This window comes from Mycobacterium sp. 2-64 (assembly GCF_035918375.1).
Lineage (GTDB): Bacteria > Actinomycetota > Actinomycetes > Mycobacteriales > Mycobacteriaceae > Mycobacterium > Mycobacterium intracellulare.
Window position 1 is genome coordinate 3,571,733 of the sequence record NZ_CP142361.1, and the last position, 22,073, is coordinate 3,593,805.

Below are 22,073 nucleotides of genomic sequence, written 5' to 3' on the forward strand. Positions count from 1 at the left end.
GCTAGGAGTCCAACCTTTCGAGCATCGCGAGCGTTGAGTGGTGCGCACCGTTGGCGGCGCCGGTGCGCTCGATGGGCGGCGGCGTGGGGCCACCGGGTGAGTCGGCGCGCAGCGCGTCGATCAGCTCGTTGACGGTGATGCCGCCGAGCATGCGCGCCACCGGAACCGAGTTCCCGACCGTCCGCCGCAGCCGCTTACGCAAATCGAGGGCGAGCAACGAGTCCACCCCAAGGTCGATCAGGGAGGTGCCCGGGTCGATCGACAGCGAATCACCCAGATGCAGCGTCGCGGCCAATTCGGCCCGTACCACCTCGGCGAGCGGCTTCGCGACGGCGACGTCTTCTTTTGCGCCGCCGTCACCGCTGTGCGAAGCACTGAACGGCATTGGCATTCCCTGGCTTTCGAAGAACACCTGCAGCCGGTCGAAGTCGGCGTCGAAAATCAGCGGGTCGCCGTCGTAGCGGTGCAGGCTGGCCTCGATCGCCGCCTCCGGCTCCATCGCCACCAGGCCCGAGCGTTCGGTGCGGGTGATCTCGTTGCCGACCACCACACCGGCGCCCTGCCACAGCCCCCACCGGATTGCCGTGCAGTCGCGGCCGTCGGCCCGCAGCTGGGCGGCCAGCACATCGAGCATCCGGTTGGACGCCGCGTAGGCCGCGTGGCCGTAGCCGCCCCAGGTCCCGAACACCGACGAGCAGGCGAGGATTCGGCAGTCCGGCCGCAGCGGCCAAACCTCGGCCATCAGCGCCAAACCGCGGACCTTGGCGTCGCACACGGCCGCGACATCGACACCGGTGAGGTCGGCGCGCGAGCGTGCCTGCGCGATGCCCGCGGTGTGGATCAGCAGCGACGCCCCCGAACCCGCGTGCGTCGCGGCCACGGAGGCCAGCGCGGCGCGGTCGGTGATATCGCATTGCGGGGCACGCACTTCGGCGCCGTGGCCGTCGGCGAGCTCGCGCAGCGCGGCCGGGTCCACGCCGGTGCGGCTCAACAGGGTGACGGTCCGCGCCCCGCGTTCGAGGCAGTACCGCGCGTACTGCAGGCCGATCGCCCCGCTGCCGCCGGTGATCACCACGTCGTCCAGGGCGGCGGCGTCGAGGGCCCGGCTGGTCGCCGATTCGCGGCATTCGCGGAATGTCCGTACGTGGCTTCGAACATGGCTCAGCGGCGGCTCGCCGCCCCGCAACGCCACCTCGGCCGCCTCGCCCGAGAGCGCGTCGGCGACGGCCCGCGCGGTCGCGGCGTCCACATCTGCCCGCTCGAGGTCGAGATGTCCGAAGGCCTGGTCGGGGAATTCGAACCCGACGCTGCGATGCATCGCCGCCAGGGCCGCCTGCGCCGGCGAGAGGTTGGTGTCGTCTCGATCGACCTGTTCGGCGCCGACGGTCAGTAGCCAGACGGCCCGGCATCGCGGCCCGATGAGCGCGGGGTAGTCGGGTAGGCCGGCATCGGGACGGGCGGCGATCTGCTCGATGGCGGCCGTGGCGTCGTGCTCGTCGAGACGCGGCGCCACGATTGCCAGGACCTCCGCCTCGTTCGGTGCCACCACGCGGCAGTCGCCTTGCGCCGCAACGGCATCGGCGAGCGAACGGGCGAGAGCGTCCGTACCGAAGAAGCCGATGTCGGGACGTGTCGCAACGGTGTGCGAGGTGGCGTGCTGCCAGTCCTCGACGGCCACGGTCGGCGCGGACGGTGAGGCCGCTTCGGTCACTCGTTCCGGCGCCGCCCAGAGGTGCACCGCGCGCATCGGCGCGTTCGGGAAGCCCCGCAGCGGAGGCTGATCAGCGTTCGGGACGGCATCGGCCCACCGGCAGCCGGGGTCGGCGGTCGCGACCGTGGCGATACTCGCCGAGAGCGACTCGGTGACCGGCCGCTCGCGGTGGCCCGAGCCGACGACAACCGACTCGTCGCCGACGATGTCGCCCAGCGGATAGAGCAGTGAGGGGTGCGCCGAGAGCTCCACGAACGTGTCGGCCCCGCAGGCGCGGGCGTACTGCACGGCAAGATCGAAGCGCACGGTGCCGCAGAGGTTTTCATACCAATAGTCCGAGAAATCGGTCCCTTCGCCCAACTCGGCACCGCGGGTGGAACCGACGAAGCGCACCGGCCCGTCCCGGAACGCCGACCGCGGCGTCAGCTCGGCCAGGCTGGCACGCAATGGCCGCAGCGCACTGGTGTGGCCCGGATAGTCGACGGACAGTTGATGGGTGAACACGTCGCGCCGTTGCGCCAGGCGCACCGCGGCGGCCACCGCGTCGTGATCGCCGGCGACCACGGTCGACGACGGGCCGTTGACCGCCGAGACCTCCACCCAGCCGGGCGCCTCGGCCAGCAGCGACTCGGCGACGTCGAGGCCGGCGCCCAGCACAGCCATCGCGTAGCGGCCCGTCAGCCGGCCGACCACGGTGGCGCGGGCGACCACGAGGGCGACGGCGTCGGGCAGCGAGATCGCCTCCGCCACATAGGCCGCCGCCACCTCGCCGAGGCTGTGGCCGATGGCGATATCGGGCAGCACACCGCAGCATCGCCATGCCTCGGCCAGGCTGACCGCGTGGGTGAACTGCGCTCCCTGAATTTCGGGACGTGACCAGCTACGCTCTTCCTCCCCCACCAGATATGGCAGCGGAGAGGCGAATCCGGCGACGACGAACTCTTCGGCGCACCGGTCGGCCGCCTCCCGGTAGGCGGGCAGCTCCCGGTAGGCGCCGGCGCCCATCGCCTGCCATTGATTTCCCTGGCCGGGGAACACGAACGCGATGCGCGGCGGCGTGGTCTTCGCGGAGTGCGTGACCAGCTCGTGTTCCTCGCCCCGCGCGATCGCCGCCAGCCCGGCGGCCAGCTCGGCGGCGTCGGCCGCGCGCAGCACGGCGCGGTGCCGGCGGGGGCGCCGCAGCCGCAGCAGGGTGGATGCGATCGCGGCGGTCGCGTTCGGCGAGTCGATGCGGCCCAGGTAATCGAGGATCGCCGCGGCGTTCCGGCGGATCAGCTCCGGGTCGTGGGAACTGAGCAGCACCGGGATGCGCCCGTCCGGCAGATGATGGGTGAGCATCAGGCGACCTCGGGAACGGAGACGATCAGATGCGCGTTGGTGCCGGCGATCCCGAATGCGGACGCCGCGGCGATGCGCTGCCCGTCGGTCGCGGGCCACGGTGTCAGGGTCTGCGCCAGCCGCAAACCCTGTTTGTCCCAGTCGATTTCGGGGCTTGCGTTGTCGGCGTGCAGCGTGGGCGGGACGGCCCCGTGTTCGGCGGAGACGAGCACCTTGGCCAGTCCCAGCGCGCCGGCGGCGGCCAACGAGTGGCCCACGTTGGACTTCACCGACCCCAGCAGCGCCCCGGCGCCGGCCTCGGTGTCGCCGTAGGTTTGTGCCAGCGAGCGCAATTCGGTGCGGTCGCCGAGCCGGGTGCCGGTGCCGTGCCCCTCGATCATGCCCACCTCGGCGGGCTTGATCCCGGCCTGGGTGATGGCCCGTTGGAAGAGGCGGACCTGGGCGTCGCCACTGGGGGCGCTGAGCCCGGCGCTGCGCCCGTCCTGGTTGATGGCGGTGGCGCGCACCTCGGCCAGGATCCGGCGGCCGGCGCGCACCGCGGCCGATTTGCGTTGCAGCACGAACATCGCCGCCCCCTCGGCCCACACGGTTCCGCTGGCCTGCGCGCTGTAAGGGCGGCAGTAGCCGTCATCGGAGAGGGCGTGTTGTTTGGAAAACTCGACGAAGAACCCCGGTGAGCCGAGCACATTGACCCCGCCCGCGATGGCCATGTCGCAGTCGTCGTTCTGCAGGGAACGCACCGCGACGTGGAAGGCCACCAGCGCGGACGCGCACGAGGAATCCAGGGTCAGTGCCGGGCCGGCCAATCCCAGCGTGTAGGCGATGCGGCCCGAGATGACGCTGAGGGCGGTCCCGGCGAGCAGATGGCCGCTGTGTTCGGAGAACCTGGCCATCTCGGGCCCGTAGCCCGTGGCGGAGGCGCCCACGAAGCACCCCACGTCGTGGCCGGCAAGGTCGTCGGGATTGATGCCGCTGTTTTCCAGGGCGCGCCAGGCCACGCGGAGCGACACCCGCTGCTGCGGGTCCATCACCACGGCCTCGCGGGGCGAGATGCCGAAGAATTCCGGGTCGAATGTGGTTGCCCCGCTGAGGAATCCACCGCGATCGTGAATCTCCTTGAAACCGCTGCGGCGCGAGCCGGCGAGCAGTTCGCGCACGGCCCACCCGCGGTCGGTGGGAAAGGGTCCCAGCGCCTCCCGGCCGTGCACCAGCAGATCCCAGTAACCTTCGGCGTTTTCGATGCCGCCAGGCGCCTCGACACCCATTCCCACGATCACCACGGGGTCGACGCTCTCGGCGTCATACGCATCGTTCGACATCGGTATCACCCGGCATTCACCTGCGCGGCGACCGCGTCGACATGGTCGTAGACGTAGAAGTGCCCGCCCTCATACAGCGACACGGCGAAGGATCCCGCGGTGTGTTTTTCCCACTGGCGCAGCACACCGGTCCCGATGCGGTGGTCGTCATGTCCACCCAACACGTGGATGTCGGCGCCGATGCGGACGTCGGGGCTCGGGTCGTAGCGGTTGAAGGCCTCGTAGTCGGCGCGCACCGCGGTGGTCAGTAGTTCCGAGAACTCTTCGTCGGCAAGCAGTTCCGGGTCGGTGCCGCCCAAATCGGCGATGTCCGCCAGCAGCCCGTCGTCGCTGGTCGGCAGTTCGGGCATGTCGGCGACGACGCACGGCGGCGGACCCGCCGATACCCAGAGTTTGCGGACGGCCGCACCGTGCGTCTCGGCGACGCGGGCGAATTCGAAGGCGACGACGGCACCCATGCTGTGGCCGAACAACGTCAGCGGTGCGACGCTGGGCCATGGTGCGGCCTGGAAGAGGCCGGCGGCCAGGTCGTGCACGCTTTCGTGTGCGGGCTCGCTGAGGCGGTCGGCCCGCTGTGGATACTGCACGACGTAGGTGTCGCCACCGGCGGCCAGCGCCGCCGCCAGCACCCGATAGCTCGCGGCGGCCGCACCGGCATGCGGAAATACCACCGTGGCGCCCGCACGGCGGTCCGCCGACCCGTCGTTGCGGCCCCGGGTCAGCTTGATCCAGGACGGGAACGTGGAAGACACGGTGATCAGATTATTCAATGTCATTGCACCGTTTACGATTTCGCGGGTTGCTGAGAGGCCGCCAGAACCGATTCGGCGTCCATGCCGATAACCTCCAGATATAGCTCGGCGACCTGGTCAAGCCGGCCGGGGTCGCGCTCACCGGCCCCGAGGACCGCGGCCAGCGCCGACACGGTTCGGTTGGCGAAGATGTCGGCGACCATGATGTCCGGCGCGTCCAGCCAGGCCCGAATTCGCGCCACCGCCTGTGTGGCCAGCACCGAGTCACCGCCGAGGGCGAAGAAGTCGTCGTCGATACCGATGTTCTGGCGGCCGAGCAGGTCGCCCACGATCATGGCGAGCGCGGATTGAAGTGGCGTCGACGGCGCGCGGTGGCCCGGCCGCTGCGATTGCGAAACGGCGCTTTCCAATTCGCGCGCCACGGCGCGCCGGTCGAGCTTTCCGGCATCGGTGAAACCGATCCGCTCCACGACCGTGATGTGGCGCGGAATCATGTGCGCGGGAACGAGGTCGGCGAGAGCCTGCCGGATTCCCTCGGCGGTCACGGAGGCATCGTCCGCGCACACCTGCGCGGCCAGCACATCGGATTCGCCGGACACGGCGATCAACGCGGCCACCGCCGTGCGCACCCCCGGCACGCGCCGCAACGCGGTCTCGACCTCGCCGAGCTCGACGCGGTACCCGCTGATCTTGACGCGGTGGTCGGCTCGGCCGACGAATTCGAGGGTGCCGTCGGGCCAGTAGCGGACCAGATCGCCGGTGCGATACCAGATTCGGCCGTCGTGTTCGACGAAGCGTTCGGCGGTGAGATCGGGGCGTCCGCGGTAGCCGCGCGCGATGCCGCGGCCGGACACCCAGTACTCGCCGGGCACCCAGTCGGGACAGTCGGCGCCGGTGTCGTCGACGACGCGGCAGGCGTTGTTGGGCAGCGGGACGCCGAACGGCAGCGCCGTCCAGTCGTCGGGTATCGGCTCGGTCACCTCGAAAATGCTGTTGTGCACCGGGGTTTCGGTAGCTCCCCCGAGGCCGGCGAACCGGAGGTTGGGGGCTTCGGCCCGCAGCCGGCGCACCACCTCGGGGCGCACCCAGTCGCCTCCGGTGGGCACCACCCGCACCGAGGACAGCCGCCCGCGGCCGACCTCGACCAGCATCTCGAGCCATCCGGGCATGAAATGCAGCACGGTCACCTGGTGGGCGTCGATGAGCCGGGCCCAGGCGTCGGGATCGCGTCGCTGGGCTTCGTCGACCACGACGATGGAGCCGCCGGTGCGCAGGGTGACGAACACGTCCATGACCGAGATGTCGCCCTCGAGGGTCGACAGGGCCAGGCATCGATCCGCGGGGCCGATGTCGAAGTGGCGGCCGATGAATTCCACGGTGTTCATCACCGCGTCGTGGGTAACCTCGACGCCTTTGGGTTCGCCGGTGGAGCCGGAGGTGAACAACACGTAGGCGAGCGCGGCGGGATCGACTCTCGCTGAAGTGATCTCGGTGCTCGCGGGCGCGCCGCCGAGGATGTCGGCGAGCACCACCTCGGGCACCGGCATGGACAGGCGTTGTCCTCCGCACACCACGGCCAGGCTCACCCCGCCGGACTCGAGGATGCGCTCGGCGCGGTCGCGTGGCTGGTCGACGCCGATCGGCAGATAGACGGCACCGACGGACAGGATGCCCAGCAGCGCGGGAATCTGCTCGGCGGTTTTGGGGCCCATCACCGCGATGGTGTCCCCGGCGGTGACGCCGGCCGCACGCAGCGCGGCCGCCACGGCCAGCGCCTGGTCGCGAAGCTGCGCGTAGCTGAGGTCACCGGAACTGGCGAAGACCGCCGGCGCATCGGGTCGCTGCTCGGCTTGCCGAAAGAACCCGTCGTGCAAGGCTTCTCCGCTCGGTTCGGCGGTGCGGCCGTTGGCCGCCTCGCGTACCGCGCGCTGAACCTCGGGCAGCGCCGGGGGGCCCGGCGCCTCCCAGGCTTCGTCGGCGGAGGCCAGCCGGAGCAGCTCGTCGATGTGATGCGCGAACATCGCGTCGATGACGCCGGCGGGGAAGACGCCTTCGCGCACATCCCAATTCACCAGGACGCCGCCGTCGAATTCGGTGACTTGCGCGTCCAGCAGCACCTGCGGCCCCTGGGAGATGATCCATCCCGGTGTGCCGAATTGGCCGGTCACGTCGGAGCTGAACAGCTCGCCGAGTCCGAGCGCGCTGGTGAAGACGACGGGCGCGAGCACCTGGGTGCCGCGATGACGGCTGAGGTCACGAAGGACCGCCAAACCGGGATAGGCCGAATGGGCGGCGGCGGTGCGCATCGCGTCCTGCACCACCTGGGCCCGTGCCGCCGCGGTGTTCGCGCGGGTGAGGTCGACGTCGAGCAGCAGCGAGGAGGTGAAGTCACCGACCAGGGAGTCGACATCCGGGTGCAGCGCCTGGCGCCCGAACAGCGGGACGTTCAGCAGGAAGCGCGAGGTGGTCGACCAGCGCGCCAAGGTGTTGGCGAACCCCGCGGCCAGCGCCATCGCCGGGGTGAACCCGCGGGCCTGGGCGCGGGCGAAGAGCGCATCGCGGGTGTGCGGGTCCAGCCAGTGCCAGCGCCGGGTGCTTTGGTTCTCGGCGCGGCCCCCGGTGGTCGGCAGGGCGGGCGGGTCTGGCAGCTCGGGAAGGCGCCGCGCCCACCAGGCGCGGTCCGCGTCGCGGGCCGGTTGCGGCCGCGCGTCCTCGGCCTCGATGGCGTGGCGGTACTGCCGGTAGGTGTAGCCAAGTTCGGGCAGGTCGCGGCCGAGGTAGAGCGCCGCCAGGTCGGCCATCAGGGTGCGGTAGCTCATCGCGTCGGCGGCCTGCATGTCCAGGTCGACGTGCAGCCGCGACCGTTCGGCCGGCAGCAGCGTCACCGCGAGCTCGAACACCGCGCCGTCGAGCTGCTGGTGTGATTTGGCGGCGCGGATGGCGGCGAGCCGCCGGTCGGCCTCGCCGGTGCTCCGCTCGCGCAGGTCCTCGACGTGGACCGGGAAGGGGCCGAACTCGTCGGCCGGGGCGATGCGCTGGGTGCCGTCGGGCAGGAACCGCACCCGCAGCATCGGATGGCGCCGTGCCAGCGCGGTGGCCGCGGCGCGCAGGCGTTCCGGATCGATTCCTCCGCCGTCGAATTCGACGTAGAGGTGTCCCGCGACGCCGCCGAGCTGCTGGTTTTCCTGGCGGCCGACCCACATCGCGTGCTGCATCGGGGCCAGCGAAAAGGGCTCGTCCTCCCCGGACCGCCCAGCGTCCGCGGGTGCATCGGCGGGCTCGGCCGGCCGATCAGCGCTCGGCTTGCCGGCGTTGACCAATTCCGCCCAGGCCTCGACCGTCGGCGTTTCGGCGAGCGTGGCGAAGTCGACCGCGATGCCCTGGCGGCGCCAGCGTCCGGCCAGGGTCATGATCCGGATCGAGTCCAGGCCCTGACCGATGAGGTTGCTACCCGGCTGAACTGCATCGACGTCGACGCCGAGGAGTTCGGCCACCTCCGCCCGGATGTCCTCCGAGCGTGCCGGGGCGTGCACCACAGACCCTCCCTGAATTAGCACAGGCTGCCCTAATTTTTTGGTTACCCTATCCTTACTCCGTGCATCCCCGCTACTAAGCCCCGTCTAAGGAGCCATGACCCCGAACACAACGCCGCCGGCCGGAGTCCTCGACGGGTTCGTGCCCTTCCCCGCTGATCGCGCCGCCGCCTATCGGGCGGCCGGCTATTGGGCTGGACGGACGCTGGACACGATCCTGACCGACGCGGCTCGGCAGTGGCCCGATCGAACCGCGGTGCGCGACGCCGTGGGCGGTACCGGCTTCAGTTATGCGGACCTCGACGACCAGGCTAACCGCGCGGCCGGCGGCCTGCGGGCACTGGGTATCGCGCCGGGCGACCGGGTGCTGCTGCAGTTGCCGAACAGCTGCCAGTTCGCGGTGGCCTTGTTCGGGTTGCTGCGGGCGGGGGCGGTCCCGGTGATGTGCCTGCCGGGACACCGGGCCGCCGAGCTCGGGCATTTCGCCGCGGTCAGCGCGGCCACCGGTCTGTTGATCGCCGATACCGCGGCGGGTTTCGACTATCGCACGATGGCGCTCGGCCTCATCGAGGAACACCCAACGCTGCGGCACGTCATCGTCGACGGCGATCCGGGGCCGTTCACCTCGTGGGCGCAGTTGTGCGAGCAGGCGCCCGGCCCGCCGTCCTCGGCCGACCCGGGATCGCCTGCGCTGCTTCTGGTTTCCGGCGGGACCACGGGCACACCCAAGCTCATCCCCCGCACCCACGACGATTACGTGTTCAACGCGACGGCCAGCGCCGAACTCTGCCGGCTCACCTGCGATGACGTCTATCTGGCGGTGCTGTCGGCCGGTCACAATTTTCCCCTCGCCTGTCCCGGCCTGCTCGGCGCGATGACGGTGGGCGCCACCACCGTCTTCGGCACCGATCCCAGCCCCGAGGCGGCCTTCGCCGCCATCGACCGCCACGGCGTCACGGTCACCGCCCTGGTGCCGGCCCTGGCCAAACTGTGGGCGCAGGCCTGCGAGTGGGAACCGGTGACTCCAAAAACCTTGCGGCTCTTACAAGTCGGTGGGGCCAAGCTGGAGCCCGAGGACGCCCGCCTCGTGCGCACCGCCTTGACGCCGGGCCTGCAGCAGGTGTTCGGGATGGCCGAGGGGCTGCTGAACTACACGCGCCCCGACGATCCGCCCGAACTCACCGAGCACACGCAGGGCCGGCCGTTGTCCGCCGCCGACGAACTGCGCGTCGTCAATGCGGCCGGTGAGCCCATGCCCCCCGGCGAGGAAGGCGAATTGCTGGTCCGCGGACCCTACACGTTCAACGGCTACTTTCGCGCCGAGCGCGACAACGAGCGCTGCTTTGACGCGCAAGGTTTCTTCCGCAGCGGTGACCTGGTCCGGATCACCGACGACGGCTACGTCGTGGTCACCGGCCGCGTCAAAGACGTCATCTGCCGCGGCGGCGAAACCATCTCCGCGGCGGACCTCGAGGAGCAGATGCACAGCCACCCGGCGATCTTCTCGGCGGCCGCGGTGGCGCTCCCCGACCCTTATCTGGGCGAGAAGATCTGTGCGGCAATCGTTTTCAACGGCCCTGAGCTATCGCTCGCGGAGCTTAACGGCTACCTCGACGGGCGTGGCGTGGCCGCGCACGCGCGTCCCGACGTCTTGGTTCCGATGACCACGCTGCCCACCACGCCGATCGGCAAGATCGACAAAAAGGCGATCGCCGGCCAGATTTCGGCGCGCTAGCACCACGCCGTGCGTATGGTAGCCGCGATCACTAGTTGGTTTGCAAGGGCGCTGGGTTCACCGAGTGTATGGACGAAAAATGAACCAAATCCGTGCCTAGGCCCCACACTCGGCGCGGCCCTGTCCGCCTCAGGGCCACCTACCCGCGATCACCCATCGCCGCGTAAAGCTTCGCCAGCAATTCCGCCGTGGTCGCGAAGTCCATGCAGGCGTCGGTGACGGATTGGCCGTATGTCAGTTCGCCGCTGAGCGATTGGGCGCCGGCCACCAAAAAGCTCTCCAGCATCAGGCCGGCGATGCCGCGCTCGCCCGCCGCGATGCGCGCGCTCACCTCGGCGGCGACCTCCGCCTGTCGCACGTGGTCTTTGGCGGAGTTGGCGTGTGAGCAGTCGATCATGACCAGCTCGGACAGCCCGACCTTGCGCAGCCGTTCGATGGCCGTGACCACCGAGGCCGCATCGTAATTCGGGCCGGCGGTACCGCCCCGCAGGATCACGTGGCAGTCGGGATTGCCCATGGTCTCGACGACGGCCGCGCGGCCCACGTCGTCGGTCCCGAAGAAATGGTGGGGCGCCGCCGCAGCTTTGACGCCGTCGATGGCGACTTGGATGTTGCCATCGGTGCCGTTCTTGAATCCGATCGGCATCGACAGCCCCGATGCCAACTGGCGGTGCACCTGCGACTCGGTGGTCCGCGCGCCGATGGCGCCCCAGGCGACGGCGTCGGCGATGTACTGCGGGCTGGTGGGCTCCAAGAATTCGCAGCCCACCGGGAGGCCGACGTCGATGATGTCGAGCAGCAACCCTCGTGCGGTGCGGATCCCACGTTCCACGTCGAAGCTGCCGTCCATGGCGGGGTCGTTGATGAGCCCCTTCCACCCGACGGTGGTGCGCGGCTTTTCGAAGTAGACCCGCATCACGATCTTCAGCCGTTCGGCGTACCGGGTCGCAAGCGGGGCGAGCCTGTGTGCGTAGTCGAGCGCGGCGGCCGGATCGTGCACCGAGCACGGGCCGACCACGAGTAGCAGGCGGTCGTCGTGGCCGGCCAGGATCGCCGACACCTCGTCGCGGTCGCGCTGGACGGCCTCGGCGCGCGCGGGTGTCAGTGGCAGTTCGGTGCGAATCGCGGCCGGAGCCGAGAGTTCTCGGAACGAGACGATCCGATGGTCGGACGTGTCGACAGCTGTGGTGACGTCGGTGAGGGACATGGTGGGTGTGTCTTTCTGTGTTGGCTGCCAGGGCACGCCGCTGGTTCCCGATGCCCTGAAAAGCGAAAAGCAGCGACCGTGTGGTCACTGCTGGGCTCCGGGTCTCAGTCGTGCGGGTGCGTCAACCAGACGCCTCATCGCCGGCTCCGCCCGGAGCCTCGATAAAGCGCCAATACGCGCGCACGCCGATGTTCACGACGGCGAACATACCACGTGGGGCTCGACCACTTGACAGCCCGTTACGGCATCCGAGGGCCCCAGACAGGCGTGAAGCCATGTGCGACCGCAAAGCCGTTGTCACCGAGCCTAATCCACATCGAGTGCGGCGATCTGGTCGAGAAAAGCCCGTGCGGGCGCCGACGCACTCGCGGACACCGCGATGCCCAGACGCCGTTCGGTCAGGGGCAACAGCGGCCGCACTACGACACCGGGCAGCTCGGGGAGGCCGGCGCTGGGCAGGATGCTCACGCCCAACCCGGCTCGCACGATTTCGAGCGTCGCCCCGATCTCGCGGGCTTCGAAGGCCAGGTCGAATTCGATGCCCTGCCGCCGCGCAATCGGCATGAACACATCGGCGCAGCCGCCGGTGCCGCGAACAAAAGGCTCCTTGGCCAGGTCGGCGTAGGTGACGATGTCCTTGGCCGCCAGCCGGCTGTCGGCCGGCACCACCGCGACCATTTCTTGCACGCCGAGTGCCGCCGCGTCGAGGCCCTTGCTCGGCAAGCTGACCACACCGGCTTCGGCGGCGCCTTGGTCGAGCCAGTCCAAGATTTCTTCCTTGCTCCCCTCCAGCAGCCGAATGGTGACGGCCGGATGCCGCCGGGCGAAGGTCCTTAGTTGCGGCGCGATGAGCGTGGCGGTCGCTGTCGGCAGACTGGCCAGACTCAGCGTCCCGGTGATGTCGCCCGCCAATCCGGCGACTTCGGTGCGCATCAACGTCAACTGCCGCACCGCTTCCCGCGCATGCGTCAGCGCAACGGCTCCGGCTTCGGTCAACGCGAGGCCATCCCGGCGGCGCATGAACAGCGGCAACCCCAATTCCCTTTCGAGGGTGGCGACCGTGCGGCTGACGGCCGGCTGCGAGAGCCCCAGCCGTCGGCTCGCCGCCGTGAAGCCGCCCTGGCCGACCACCGCAATAAACGTCTTGAGCTGCGACAACGTCGTCATCCGTCCTCCATAAGGCCAAAGTCATCAGCCATATCAACAACGTTATGTCTGATTGGCTTTCCAAAACGTTTAAGTAATCATGAAATTACGTGCCAAGGAGGACACCATGACCGCAAAGCGAGTGCTGATCACCGGGGCGTCGAAGGGAATCGGCCGGGCCGTCGCCGACCGTCTCGCGGTGTCGGGCGACATGCCGGTTGGCCTCGCGCGCGCCAGGCCGGACGACTTCCCGGGTGAGTTCTACGCGGTGGACCTCACCGACCGCGCCGCCACCGACGCGGTACTCGAGCGAGCCCTGCGGGATGGGCGCGTCGACGCCGTGGTCAACAACGTCGGCGTCGCGCGGTTCGGCCGGATCGGTTCGATCGAGTTGGATGACCTGTTCACCACCTACGACCTGAACGTGCGCACCGCGGTGCAGGTCGTGCAAGCGGTGCTGCCCGGGATGCTGTCGGCCGGGTGGGGCCGCATCGTCAATGTCACGAGCATGACGACACTGGGCACCGCGGAGCGCACGCCCTACGCCGCCACCAAAGGGGCGCTGGAAGCGTGCACGCGGATCTGGGCGGGAGAGCTCGCGCAGTCCGGCATCACGGTCAACGCGGTGGCGCCCGGGCCGATCGAAACCGAGATGTACCGCGAGCTCAGTCCGGCCGGATCCGAGCGCGAAGCGCGTCTTTTGCAAACCATTCCGCTGCGCCGGCTTGGCGCACCGCGCGAGATCGCGCACGCCATCTGCGCATTGCTGGACGAGGACGCCGGCTATATCACCGGTCAGATCATTCGCGCCGATGGCGGCGGCAGCATTGCCGCGTGACGATGCCGGGCACCAAGGCTTTCGCTGCGAAGGAGAATCCCATGAGCCACAACGTGTTACAGAATGTCATCGCGCCCGAGGAGATCGTCTGGCACGAGACCGGCCTGGGACCGAGTTTCTGGGTCAGTGACGAGCTGGCCGGCGATAACTACTCCACACGTTTCAGTGCGCAGTTGACGAAGTTCGGCCCCGGCGGGGGATCCTCGCCGCATCATCACGATTACAACCATGCTTTCTGTTTCCTGCGCGGGGCCGGCCTTGTTCAGCTGGGCGAGCATTGCTGGGAGACCAAGGCGGGCACCTTCGTCAAGGTGCCCGCCAATGTCGTGCACAGTCTGAAAAACGTCGGTTCTGACGAACTCGTTTTCCTGGTCATCTACGACCCGCCGCACGTGGCGACAGATTAGCCAATCGCGTTGGTGCGCAACGCGCTAAGGAGTCTGTCCATCACCACGCCGGCGTCCGCCCGCGCCTGGTGGTAATCGTCCGCACGCGCGATGTAGAGCGTCGCTTCGCGCAGCGCCCCCATGATCGTCAGGGCCGTCGCCTCGATCGGCTGGCGCGGGATGCTGCCCGACTCAATGGCCTCGGTCAGCAGCGCCGTGACGAATCCGATGTTGTACCGGTGCCCGATGGCGCTCCAGCGTTCCCATCCCAGCACCGCCAGCGCCTCGAGCAAAACGATGCGTTGAATCTCGGGATCGGCGCACGCGTCCAACCACAGGGCGGCGCACAGCCGCATGATCTCGACGGGATCGCCGTGCCCCGCCGCCGCGACGGCGTCTCCCATTCGGGCGGCCATCTCCCCCTCCACCTGCTCGAACACCGCCGCGAATAGCTCTGTCTTGTCGGCGAAATGGTGATACAGGGCGCCGCGGGTCACCCCTGCGTTGCGAACGATCGTTTCCAGGGATGCGTCGGCAAACCCCAACGACGCAAACAACGGCCGGGCGGCAGCGACCAGCGCTTCACGCGTGCCGGCCGCGCGCTCTGCCTGTGTGCGACGACCGCCCTTCGCCATCAATCCCCGCCTCTCACGTGTGCATTCTCATACATACCGCGCGGAGGTCGTGGGATGTCCCGCCCGACGGCGTAGCGTCGAGGTCCGCGGTGGACTCAAAACACCCTGAGCCGGCGAATCACGTTCAGAGTCGATGGATCCCCTTCGGCTTGAACGCCCAAGCTTTCCCAGGTACCGCGCTGGGTAACCCACCGCACGAAGGCTTGCGAATCAGACGTGATGTGCGCGGCGACATCGTCGTGGTCGCCGATGCGGAGGGTCCGAGCGCACAGGCCGTCGAGGCGAAGCTCCACGCCTGTCTGTAACTCGTTGAGCAGACTCGTGTTCTGCTGCGGCAGGGCCGCTTCGATCCAATCGAGGGTGGGCGCGAGCCGTAGCTGGTCGACGGGCGGCGGTGCACCTTGCAGCGGCCCACCCGGAGAACAAAGGTCGTACCGGATGTGGACGAAGGCTTCGAAGACGAAGGTTGTCGGCACGACCGACGCCGGATAGGTGCCGACATCGCCTATCGGAATGTCGACGTCCTGACCTTCGATGGCGGCGAGCACCTCTAGACCCCGCGCGCTCACCGATTCGTAATCGGCCACGACCTCTTGGGGGGTCATCGAGCGTCGCGACTCGACATAGATGTCCGCCGCGCGCTCGGCCGGCAAATCGCCGGGATCGGGCAGGGCCGATGGGTCGACCGCCAACCAGAAGCTGCACGCCATATGGGACACGAGATCCTGCACCGACCAACCCGAACACCCACTGTCCTTGGCCCACATCGAATCCGGCATCTGCGAGCAAAGCTCCAAAACGGTCCTACGTTCTTCCGCTATGGCCTCGAGCACGGCACTCATGATCCCACCTCCACATACATACAGTATGTATTAACATACACACGGTATGTATGTGGTTCAAGGGGAACATCGAAGTTGGTATCGACCGGCCAAAGACGTCGGCCTTCCCGTATTCGTAGGGGGCCGCCCGTGTCAGATTGAGCCGGCGTGTGCGGCGACCAAAGGCGCTGTCGCGCGGCGTGATCGGCGTACCGGCAGCCCGAATCCGACCATCGCATCGAGGATGGCCTGGCTTCGGCGGGTGATCACATGGTCGTCCACGGGCGCCGGGCGCGGGATCTGAGCGGCCACCCCGATGATCGCCGACCCCACGATGTGCCACATCGCCGTGACCGCGACGGCGCCGTTGCTGATTGCGTGCACGGAGTCGAACAGCCGCGACAGGCTTCGGTGGCAGCGATGCGCCACCCAAATCGCCAGTGCCGCTTCGTTCGGCAGCGTGAGCACGCCCTCTCGGCGCGGGCGCCGCCCGAAGGCATCGCCACTGCGCGCGGCCGCGCAGGGATCGTCGGGCAGCACGCGCAGCGTGGGGTCCACCACCGCGGCCCAATCGATTGCACCGTCGCGATCGCGGTGCAGCCAGAGATTCTCCAGGCCGACGTCCCAGGCTCTTCCTTCCAGCAGCACCAGCGGCAGCATCCGGCCGATGATCTCGTGGATGAGGCTGGCCACCAGTTGCCGCGCGGCGGCGTGGGGACCGATGTTTTTCGCCGCATCGTCGAACATCGCCCGCAGCAACGCGTCGGTCCGCTGTGAATCGAGAGGCCACCAGCGCTGTCGCGAGACATCGTCGAGCACGGCGATGCCATATACCAAGGGACACCCGGGAAAGAGTGCGCGCAGGCGACGGCTGGACTCATGCACCGGAAGCTCCCGGCGGATGTCCATCCCCGATATCAGCGGATGGTGAATCGCGGTGCGCATGTGAGCAACCTCCCGTGTCAGTTAGGTTAGGCTACCCTATGCTAGGCCTGGGTCGGGCGGTGCTCCCGCCCGGTCAGCGACACAGGTCCGCGCACACAGAGGAAGCGATCATGACCGCCCAACCGAAGTTTTCACTGATCGTGGGCTACGGCACCGACATGGGTAACGCCGAAGACGCGGCCATGTCGTTCGCCGAGGCCGTCCAGGAAGCCATGGGCATCGAATCGGAAGCGGTGGAACTCAACCAGGTCGAAATCGCCGACCTGCAATCGGCGAGCCATTTCATCGTGGTCACCTCGACGTTCGGCGACGGCGAGTTCCCCGACAGCGCCGCGTTGTTCTGGGAGGCGATCAGCGCCGAAAGCGCCGACCGGCTCGACCATTTGAAGTTCGCCGTGCTGGCGCTCGGCGACAGCAGTTACGAACTGTTCTGCAATGCCGGCCGGCTCCTCGACGAGCGCCTGGAAGCGCTGGGAGCGGTCAGGCTGACCGCGCGTGTCGATGTGGACGGCGCCTACGAGCAACTCGCGACGGCGTGGACGGGCGACCTGGTCAAGCTGCTGGCCGCCGACCGCGCTCATGCGGGACCGCGTGTCGCGACGGTTGCCAAGGAGGCAACGGCCGCTCCTCCCCCGCCGAGCCGGGAGCACCATCAACGTTTCGAGGCACCGATAGTCGTGAACCGGCTGCTCAGCGCGCCGGGTTCGGAGAAGGAGGTTCGTCACTACGAGTTGGACCTCACCGGCGCCGGAATCGCCTACAGCGCCGGCGATTCGATCGCGGTGCATGTCGCCAACGACCCCGACTTGGTCGACGCAGTGCTCGCCGAACTCGATGCGGGCCCCGACCATGCGGTGGCCGGCTACGACGAGCCGCTCGGCGTCCTGCTGGCCCACCACCTGGATATTCGGGCTCCGTCGCGGGCGCTGCGGGCGCTGGTGGCATCCCGCGCCGGGGATGCCGACGCGGTCGCCGCCCTCGCCGGTGACGGAACCGCGAAGCCCGGCACGTGGTTGTACGGCAGGGACGTGCTCGACCTGATCAGGCTGGGCGAGCTTAGTGTGGACGAACTCGTGGACACCTTGCGTCCCTTGCAATTCCGTGACTATTCGATCGCGTCGAGCCCGGTGGTCCATCCCGATCGCGCGCATTTGACGGTGGCGACGGTGCGGTACACCGCCCGTGGGCGCCGATATGGCGGGGTGGCCTCGACCTTCCTGGCCGACCGCAGCGAGACGGCACGCGTGCACCTGCGACCGAATCACTCCTTCCGCCTGCCCGGCGCTGACGTCCCGATCATCATGGTCGGTCCGGGGACCGGCATTGCGCCGTTCCGCGGCTTTCTGCAGGAACGGCAGGCGACCGGGGCGCCGGGTCGGGCGTGGCTGTTCTTCGGCGCGCGGAATCGGGCGCTGGACTTCCTCTACGCCGACGAACTGGACGGCTTCCGGGGATCGGGCGTGCTCACGCGACTCGACCTGGCGTTCTCCCGCGACGGAAACAAGGATGCCACGAAACAGTATGTGCAGCACCGCATGTGGGAGAACGCCGCGGAAATCTTCGGCTGGCTCGAAGAGGGTGCGCACGTGTACGTGTGTGGCGACGCCGAGCGAATGGCCAAGGACGTCGACGAGGCGTTGCGAGCGCTGGTGGCCCACGCCGGCGCGATGGAGGCCGAGGCCGCCCACGCCTATGTCAACAAGCTGATCAAGAATCACCGGTACGTGCGCGACGTCTACTGACGGCCGGTGTTCACTGACTCACGGCGGTGGGATATTCCGGGCGCCAACGCACCTCGGCGATACGGTCGGCGAGCTCCGCGTCGCTGCGCGTCGGGGCGACGCCGTCCACCACGGCCTGCATGGCGACGGCGTGCGCGATGCGGACGGCGACATCGGGCACGTCCGACCACGCGGGCAGCAACGGCCGGTCGGGGTCCGCGAGGGCGGGCGACGCCTCGCCCAACGTCTCCGCGGCGACGCGCATCATCTCGTCGGTGACCCGGGTCGCCTGGGCAGCTGTGACGGCCAAACCCATCGCGGGGAAAATATAGACGTTATTACATTGGGCGACAGGGCGTTCCACCCCGTCGCGGCGCAGGGGCGCGAACGGCGATCCGGTGGCGATCAGGGCGCGCCCGTCGGTCCACCGATCCAACTCCGCCGGGTGCGCCTCGGCCCGGCTCGTCGGGTTGGACAGCGGGAAGATGATCGGTCGGTCGGTCTTGCCCGCGAGTTCCCGCACGATCGCTTCGGTGAACGCGCCCGCGGCGGTGGACAAGCCGAGCAGCACGCCGACGTCGATATGGTGGACGACATCGGCGAGCCGGGCGCGCCCGGACACGCCCCAGCCCGCCACCCGGGCGGCCGGCTGGGCAAACCCGCGCTGCGCGGCGGACAGATCGGTGCGGTCATCGGTGAGAAGGCCTTCCACGTCGACGACCCAGATGCGCTCCAAGGCAGCGCCTTCGGACAATCCCTCCTTCACCATTTGGCGGCGAATCATGTCGAGCACACCGATGCCGGCCGAGCCGGCGCCGAGCATGACAACCTGTTGCTGCGACAGGGGGCGTCCCGCGACCTTGGCGGCACCGTGCAGCGCCCCAACGGTGACGGCGGCGGTCCCCTGGATGTCGTCATTGAAGGTAAGGAATTCGTCGCGGTAGCGAGCGAGGATCGGCTGCGCATGTGTGGACGCGAAGTCCTCCCACTGCAGCAGCACATGGGGTAGCTGCCTGCGTACCGCGGCGACGAACTTGTCGATGAACGCGTAGTAATCGTCGTCGTCGACGCGTCGGTGCCGCCATCCCAGGTACCGAGGGTCATCAAGCAGTTGGCTGTTGTCGGTTCCCACATCGAGCACGATCGGCAGTGTGCGAGCGGGGTCGATGCCGCCAATGAGGGTGTAGAGGGACAGCTTTCCGATCGGGATGCCCATGCCGCCGATGCCCTGATCGCCCAGGCCGAGGATCCGCTGCCCGTCGGTCACCACGATCACGTCGACCTCGCGCTGGGGCCGATTGTTGAGCACCTCGTCCAGGCAGTCCCCCTCGGCGTAGGACACGAACAATCCCCGCGGCCGGCGGTAGATCTCGCTGAAACGCTGGCAGGCCTCCCCCACCGTGGGCGTGTAGACGATCGGCAGAGCCTCGGGGATGTGGTCGAGCAAAACCCGGTAGAACAACGTCTCGTTGCGGTCCTGCAACGCCCGCAGATAGATGTGTTTGTCGAGATCGTCGCGGCGCGTGGAGAATTCGTGCCAGCAGTGCTCGGCCTGTTGCTCGAGGGTCTTGACCGTGGTCGGCAGCAGACCCATCAGGCCCAATCGCCGTCGCTCGTCCTCGGTGAAGGCGGTGCCCTTGGTGGTCAGGGCATCGAACAACCTGGCTGGCCCCCGGAGCTCATCGGGCATCGTCAACGTCCCTTCTGTACGAATCTCGCGGGAGGGGAACGAGGGAGTGTCCGAACCATCATCGATGATCCCCGGCTGTTTGTCTGCGCGTAACCCGGCGCCAAAGCCGTCAAAGTGTCAGTGCGCTGCCAAAACGACCTGGGCCTGGCCTCGTCGAATGCCTTGAGGGGCATAGGGGAACGATGCGTTCTCAGATGTGAGGAAGCCCGCAGCGCGCCCTATTGACCGGATTCCCAGTTGGCCGCAGTTTGCTGCCGGAGTCGGGAATCCGCCCGAATCCCATGCGAGGCTTCGCATCAACGGGAGCATGTGATGCAGCGCCGCGGAACTTATGCGGATCGTGTGATTGTTTGCCCGACTCACCGGTGCAGGAAAGGTTTTGCTGACACTATTCCAATACGGCCATACATCACGATATGGTAACCGAAGCGCCGTTTCGGCAGGCCCAGCATCGTCTCGGGTGGCCTTGCCGAGACAGCGCCGCTCTGTGGGTGGGAATCGACAGATTGGGTCATCGCGTCGAGAGAAATGCTTGTTCGGCCAACGGTTCTGTGTTAACCGCGCGATTTAATTCGGCTCCCTGTCGTTGACTACCTCACACGGGCACACCATGGGTTGTCAGAAGTTCCTGAGAGATTGCTCGGGCCCGAGAGGGGAATTCTATGATTGCGCCGCGGGGTCATGACTTTGCGCCGCTTGACAACATGCGGGTCGCCAACTCACATCACGGTGAACTTATTCCCTCGCGCGCATTGGTCGACGCATCCGGCGGTGCGGCGATCGGGAGGCCCGCGTAACGGGGCTCCTCGGGTCCTCAACTTGTTCAGCAACTCATGCGCTGTGCCATTAAGGTCATCCGAACTGGCGTCACCAGCTGACGGACGAAAGGTAGCGCATGTTCTTGGGAACGGTTGAGGACTGGACGGCCGAGGGCACCGTCGTATCCTGGTACCCCACCGCGACCACCTACCGGCGTGTTGCCGAAGCGCAATACCATCCGGCGCCGGTGAGTTATCAGCAGTCGCAGCATCTTCGATACTACCGACGCCAGGTCAGCCGGGGTCGTGATATCCCACGGTTGTGCATTGGGGCCTGGGAAATCAGCGGTGTCTGTGATATCGATGCGATGACCTACGCGGTGAATGCGCACCTGCGGCGGCACGACACCTACCACGACCGGTTCGCCTTCGGTGACGACGACGAGGTCCTTCGCTACGTCATTGCCGAGCCGGAGGTCATCACTTTGGCGCCAACGGATCTCGGAAAGATGGGACCGCCGCAGATCCGCAAACTGCTGCTCGACACGCCCGATCCCCTGCAATGGGACTGCTTCACCTTCGGCGTCATCCAGGGTGATGACCGGTTCACGATCCTGATCGCCGTCGACCACCTGCGCGCCGACGGTATGTCGGCCGGGGTTATCTTCCTCGACATCCAGACGATGTATTTCAGCGCGTTGCAGCAGGCACAGTGTCCGCTGGCACCCGCGGCCAGCCATCGCGAATACAGCGCGAATCAGCATGCGTACACCAGGGGCCTGACCGAAGAGTCACCCGAGATCCGTTCGTGGCGAGCCTTTCTCGCGGCGAACAACGGGGCGCTGCCGAAATTTCCGCTGGAACTTGGCGAGGCGGCCGCCGATACCCCGGGGGCCATCGACGTGTTCGACCTGATCGATGACGACCAGGGACGGCGGTTCGAAGCGGCGTGCCGCGCCGCGGGCGCGCGTTTCAGCGGTGGCGTGTTCGCCTGCGCCGCCCTGACCGAGCACCGGTTGACGGGCGCCGCAACGTATTTCGGCCTCACCCCATTCGACAACCGGCGGGATCCCGCCCACGCCACCGCCGTCGGATGGTTGGCCAGTTTTGTCCCGTTGGCAATTCCGACCGCCGGGGCTTCGTTCGACGAGGTCGTCAGCGCCGCCCAGGCATCGTTCGATGCAAACACGGCCCTGGGTGCCGTGCCGTACTACCACTTGCTCGAGTCGCCGGACGGATCGTCGGACCCCATCGAGGTTCCGGACCGTCCGGTCCCGATGCTGTCGTACATCGATATTCGCAAGTTGCCGTTCGGCGACTACTTCGACGGTCTGCGTGCCGGGGTGTGGGGCGATAACAGGCTGTCGGAGACGGTGTGCATGTGGGTCAATCGCATGCACGACAAAACGCAGCTGGTGGTCGCTTACCCCGGCACCGACGTCGCGCGTAGGTCGGTCTCCCGCTACGTCGAGACGATGCGCGCCGAGTTCACCCGGGTGGCCGACGCCGGGCTGAACACCGATGCGTGACGCGGAATT

Annotated in this window: 15 protein-coding genes; 5 read left to right on the forward strand and 10 right to left on the reverse strand. The window is 68.0% G+C overall.

The features are described from left to right. Position 1: 1 nt before the first annotated feature. From mbtD to QGN31_RS16710, 4 genes are read right to left on the reverse strand one after another with little or no spacing between them, the layout of a single operon-like run. A complete protein-coding gene (gene mbtD, locus QGN31_RS16695) occupies positions 2–3,049 on the reverse strand; it encodes a mycobactin polyketide synthase MbtD (RefSeq protein ID WP_014941689.1) in 3,048 nt (1,015 codons plus the stop codon). Further along, positions 3,049–4,368 (reverse strand): beta-ketoacyl [acyl carrier protein] synthase domain-containing protein, encoded by a 1,320-nt coding sequence (locus tag QGN31_RS16700; protein WP_014941688.1) that lies wholly within the window; start codon positions 4,366–4,368, stop codon positions 3,049–3,051. The genes mbtD and QGN31_RS16700 overlap by 1 nt, the downstream gene beginning before the upstream one ends. Before the next feature lie 5 nt (positions 4,369–4,373). Further along, the gene (locus QGN31_RS16705) at positions 4,374–5,144 is read right to left on the reverse strand and encodes a thioesterase II family protein (protein ID WP_008255555.1); all 771 of its coding nucleotides are present in this window, start codon (positions 5,142–5,144) and stop codon (positions 4,374–4,376) included. Between the two features lie 8 nt (positions 5,145–5,152). After that, the gene (locus QGN31_RS16710) at positions 5,153–8,656 is read right to left on the reverse strand and encodes a non-ribosomal peptide synthetase (RefSeq protein ID WP_014941687.1); all 3,504 of its coding nucleotides are present in this window, start codon (positions 8,654–8,656) and stop codon (positions 5,153–5,155) included. Between the two features lie 94 nt (positions 8,657–8,750). On the opposite strand from QGN31_RS16710, the gene QGN31_RS16715 reads away from it, so the two are divergent. After that, a complete protein-coding gene (locus QGN31_RS16715; protein WP_014384379.1) occupies positions 8,751–10,388 on the forward strand; it encodes a (2,3-dihydroxybenzoyl)adenylate synthase in 1,638 nt (545 codons plus the stop codon). Between the two features lie 139 nt (positions 10,389–10,527). Here QGN31_RS16715 and QGN31_RS16720 read toward each other — a convergent pair whose 3' ends face one another. Together QGN31_RS16720 and QGN31_RS16725 are read right to left on the reverse strand one after the other, a co-directional pair. After that, positions 10,528–11,595 carry a 3-deoxy-7-phosphoheptulonate synthase gene (locus tag QGN31_RS16720; protein ID WP_009955698.1) on the reverse strand — a complete coding sequence of 356 codons (1,068 nt, stop codon included), beginning with the start codon at positions 11,593–11,595 and terminating at the stop codon, positions 10,528–10,530. 306 nt (positions 11,596–11,901) lie between these two features. Further along, positions 11,902–12,762, reverse strand: a complete 861-nt coding sequence (locus QGN31_RS16725; RefSeq protein WP_014941686.1) for a LysR family transcriptional regulator — start codon at positions 12,760–12,762, stop codon at positions 11,902–11,904. A gap of 106 nt (positions 12,763–12,868) precedes the next feature. On the opposite strand from QGN31_RS16725, the gene QGN31_RS16730 reads away from it, so the two are divergent. Both QGN31_RS16730 and QGN31_RS16735 read left to right on the forward strand, forming a co-directional pair. Beyond that, a complete protein-coding gene (locus QGN31_RS16730) occupies positions 12,869–13,579 on the forward strand; it encodes an SDR family oxidoreductase (RefSeq protein ID WP_009976223.1) in 711 nt (236 codons plus the stop codon). A gap of 41 nt (positions 13,580–13,620) precedes the next feature. Beyond that, complete coding sequence (locus QGN31_RS16735; RefSeq protein WP_225330884.1) at positions 13,621–13,986, forward strand: cupin domain-containing protein; 366 nt, start codon at positions 13,621–13,623, stop codon at positions 13,984–13,986. On the opposite strand, the gene QGN31_RS16740 is transcribed toward QGN31_RS16735, so the two are convergent. From QGN31_RS16740 to QGN31_RS16750, 3 genes are all read right to left on the reverse strand, one after another. Then, positions 13,983–14,600, reverse strand: a complete 618-nt coding sequence (locus QGN31_RS16740) for a TetR/AcrR family transcriptional regulator (RefSeq protein WP_009955693.1) — start codon at positions 14,598–14,600, stop codon at positions 13,983–13,985. The two genes, QGN31_RS16735 and QGN31_RS16740, sit on opposite strands and share 4 nt — an antisense overlap. Before the next feature lie 95 nt (positions 14,601–14,695). Then, on the reverse strand, positions 14,696–15,379 hold the full coding sequence (locus QGN31_RS16745) for a maleylpyruvate isomerase family mycothiol-dependent enzyme (protein WP_014941684.1): 684 nt from the start codon (positions 15,377–15,379) through the stop codon (positions 14,696–14,698). 195 nt (positions 15,380–15,574) lie between these two features. Beyond that, positions 15,575–16,366, reverse strand: coding sequence for a hypothetical protein (locus QGN31_RS16750; protein WP_036458634.1), 792 nt, complete (start codon positions 16,364–16,366; stop codon positions 15,575–15,577). 110 nt (positions 16,367–16,476) lie between these two features. Here QGN31_RS16750 and QGN31_RS16755 point away from each other — a divergent pair, with 110 nt between their 5' ends. Continuing rightward, positions 16,477–18,108: a diflavin oxidoreductase gene (locus tag QGN31_RS16755; RefSeq protein ID WP_014941682.1), complete on the forward strand. Its 1,632-nt coding sequence runs from the start codon at positions 16,477–16,479 to the stop codon at positions 18,106–18,108. Positions 18,109–18,118: 10 nt separating this feature from the next. Here the strand turns inward: QGN31_RS16755 and QGN31_RS16760 are convergent, their stop codons facing one another. Beyond that, on the reverse strand, positions 18,119–19,777 hold the full coding sequence (locus QGN31_RS16760; RefSeq protein WP_036458632.1) for an NAD-dependent malic enzyme: 1,659 nt from the start codon (positions 19,775–19,777) through the stop codon (positions 18,119–18,121). 895 nt (positions 19,778–20,672) lie between these two features. Between QGN31_RS16760 and QGN31_RS16765 the strand changes: the two genes are divergently transcribed. Further along, positions 20,673–22,064, forward strand: coding sequence for a condensation domain-containing protein (locus tag QGN31_RS16765; protein ID WP_014941680.1), 1,392 nt, complete (start codon positions 20,673–20,675; stop codon positions 22,062–22,064). Positions 22,065–22,073 lie beyond the last annotated feature (9 nt).